Origin of the sequence: Streptomyces sp. NPDC057654, assembly GCF_042800135.1 — a bacterium.
Classification (GTDB): domain Bacteria; phylum Actinomycetota; class Actinomycetes; order Streptomycetales; family Streptomycetaceae; genus Streptomyces.
In genome coordinates this window covers 1-2,528 of the sequence record NZ_JBHVHQ010001083.1, presented here as the reverse complement: position 1 = coordinate 2,528, position 2,528 = coordinate 1, and the positions used below count along the sequence as shown (strand labels likewise).

Sequence of the window (2,528 nt, the reverse complement as noted above, 5' to 3'; positions counted from 1 at the left end):
AGCCGGCGCCAGTCCGCACGCCCGCACGGCGATCCGGATCTGGCCGGGTCCCGGCTCCGGCTTCGGGACCTCGCGGAGCACGATCACGTCCGGGGACCCGAACCGGTCGAACTGAAGAGCCTTCATAACGATCTCCCAAGTGATGACAGCATCTGTTGTCATCGACCGTAGCACCATGACAACAGCATCTGCTGTCATATGCTGGCGGGTATGCCGAGATGGGAGTCAGACGCACAGGGCCGGCTCGAACGCGCGGCGCTCGAACTGTTCGAGGCGCAGGGGTTCGAGCGCACCTCGGTCGCACAGATCGCGCGCACCGCCGGTTTGACCGAACGCTCCTTCTACCGCTATTTCCCCGACAAGCGGGAAGTCCTCTTCGCCGGCAACGCGCTCGAAACCCACCTCGTCGCCCAAGTCGAGACGGCCGACCCGGGCCTCACGCCGATGGAGGCGCTGCTGACCGCGCTGGAGACCGCCGAGGAGATCTTCCGCCCGCGCGAGTTCCTGCTGCGCCGCGTCAGGGTGATCGCCGCCAGTCCGGCGCTGGCCGAGCGCGATCTGATCAAGCTCGCCGACATCGCCGACGCACTGGTACGGGCGCTCGCGCGCCGCGGCGTCGAGTCCGGCACAGCACGCTTCATCGTCGACGTGGCGATAGCGGTCTCCCGGCGCGCCACGTCCCGCTGGCTGGCCGACCCGGACGCGGCCCTCTCCGGGCTCGTCGCCCAGACCGCCGCCGAACTGCGTGAGGCGGTCGCGCCGCCGGCCCCGACGGTCGGCTGAGCGTGCCGCAGGGGCTCGCGTTCCTGGCCGGGCATGGTACGAGCCGGGCGGCGGCCTGCTCAAGTCCGATCTCGTCGGCGATCCGGTACGCCGCCGTGCCGCCGGAGATCGGCGGGGGGCATCGCGGCCCGGCCGGTGCCGGCGCCGCGGTGGAGGCGGTGCTGGCCCGGTTGCGGAGCAGGTGCCGATGACGGCCCGGCAGATCTGGTACGCCGTGCTGTCGGACGGGATGCTGGTCAAGGAGGGGCGGACCTACAAGCGGCTCGTCGGGGTCCTGGGGATGGCCCGTCGCGCCGGCCGCATCCCTGGGAGGCGGTCCGCGGGGACCAGGCTGACCCACCGTGATGTGCTGCGTGGAGCGCGTACTCGACGCCACCCTCTGGCCGCATCTGATGGGGGTTGCCACACTGGTCGCGACATCCAAGCCGCGATTACCGCCGCCGGCTTCGCCCTTACTGCCGTGGACCGGTTCACCTTCCCCGCATCTCGCCTGCCGACCCCAGGCACCACGCACATTCTCGGTACCGCGGTAATCGCCGACCCGGGAGGTACCCATGACCACCACAGACGCCGCCGCGGACCGGCCAGCGCCGCCGGCCGGCATGGATGCCGCACGCGCCTCCGTCACCCTGCTGGAACGCCTCGCCGACAAGCTCGGCGCACGGGCCTCGGTAACGGCCGTCTACGGCGAGCCCGTCACCAGGGACGGCGTCACGGTGATTCCGATCGCTGAAGTCGGCTTCGGCTTCGGCGGCGGTGCGGGCCGTGACGTCGGAGCGGCCAAGACTGGCGAAGGCGGAGGAGGGGGCGGCGGAGCCGGCGCCCGCCCCCGGGGCTTCATCGAGATCAAGGACGGCACGGCCACATACAAACCCATACGAGACCCCTGGGTGGACGTCGTCGTGCCGCTCATCGCACTCCTCGCGGGCATTGCCGTCCCACGACTCGCTCGCCGTCTCACCAAGCGCCGCTGACGAGAGGGGGCTCGCCCTCAACCGGCGCCCGAGTCTCGGCCACAGGGGCCACGTGCTCGCAGCGCTCGCACAGGCGGCGCGCGCCACCGCGACGTGACCGTCCTGCAAGACCTGCCGGAGCGCGAGGACGCCGAGCGCCGCGCCCTCCTGCGACGCCTCACCTGACCTGGCGGGTGCGGCCGCGTGGGGGACCGGTCATGGAGCGGTGGGCGGCGGGGGCCTTTCCCGGCTGGTGGCGGATGCGCTGCGCCGCCGGTGACGCGACGGCGCGGTGTATCCACCCGGTGCGGGGTGGTGCGGCTATCGGTGCGCGCCGGCCGGGGAGCGCACCGCGCGGGCCCGTTCCGTGTGCTCGTCGCGCATCGCCTCGAAGGCGTCGGAGGTGTCGGCCTGGTCGGGGTCGGGGATGGCGTTGGCTGTGAACCGGATGATGCTGCGGGCTATGCCCGGTGCGGCGGTGGTGGGGGAGTTCCGTGCCAGGGCCTCACCGCGCTGGGCCTGACCGATCCGGAGGATCCGGTCGAGAAGCTGACCGGCTGCGGCCGGCTGGGGCTTCCGGGCGCCGCCGGCGATCTGCTCGTCTCCCTGGCGCGGGGCGAGTTCGACTGCCGTGGGTGAGCGGCGTCGCAGTGGAAGCGGCGGCTCGTCATAAATCCTGAATTTTTCGTTCCAAAGGGCCTTTCTTGGTGAGTGTTTTGCAGGGCGCGCAGCAGAATGAAGTGAAAGTCATTTTCATGTACGTTCTGGAGGAGCCTCCCGCATGAGCGCGAC

3 protein-coding genes and 1 pseudogene are annotated in these 2,528 nt (G+C 71.2%); 3 read left to right on the top strand and 1 reads right to left on the bottom strand.

Features of this window, described 5'->3' with window-relative positions; all coding sequences use genetic code 11:
- A pseudogene (locus ACFU99_RS40700) lies at positions 1-126 on the bottom strand (NADP-dependent oxidoreductase); the annotation flags it as partial.
- An 84-nt stretch (positions 127-210) separates the two neighbouring features.
- Between ACFU99_RS40700 and ACFU99_RS40695 the strand changes: the two are divergent.
- The 3 genes from ACFU99_RS40695 (at position 211) to ACFU99_RS40685 (ending at position 2,375) form a co-directional block, all read left to right on the top strand.
- The gene (locus ACFU99_RS40695) at positions 211-783 is read left to right on the top strand and encodes a TetR/AcrR family transcriptional regulator (RefSeq protein WP_384402935.1); all 573 of its coding nucleotides are present in this window, start codon (positions 211-213) and stop codon (positions 781-783) included.
- Positions 784-1,337: 554 nt separating this feature from the next.
- Positions 1,338-1,757, top strand: coding sequence for a spore germination protein GerW family protein (locus ACFU99_RS40690; RefSeq protein WP_384402932.1), 420 nt, complete (start codon positions 1,338-1,340; stop codon positions 1,755-1,757).
- Between the two features lie 348 nt (positions 1,758-2,105).
- Complete coding sequence (locus ACFU99_RS40685) at positions 2,106-2,375, top strand: hypothetical protein (protein ID WP_384402929.1); 270 nt, start codon at positions 2,106-2,108, stop codon at positions 2,373-2,375.
- Positions 2,376-2,528 lie beyond the last annotated feature (153 nt).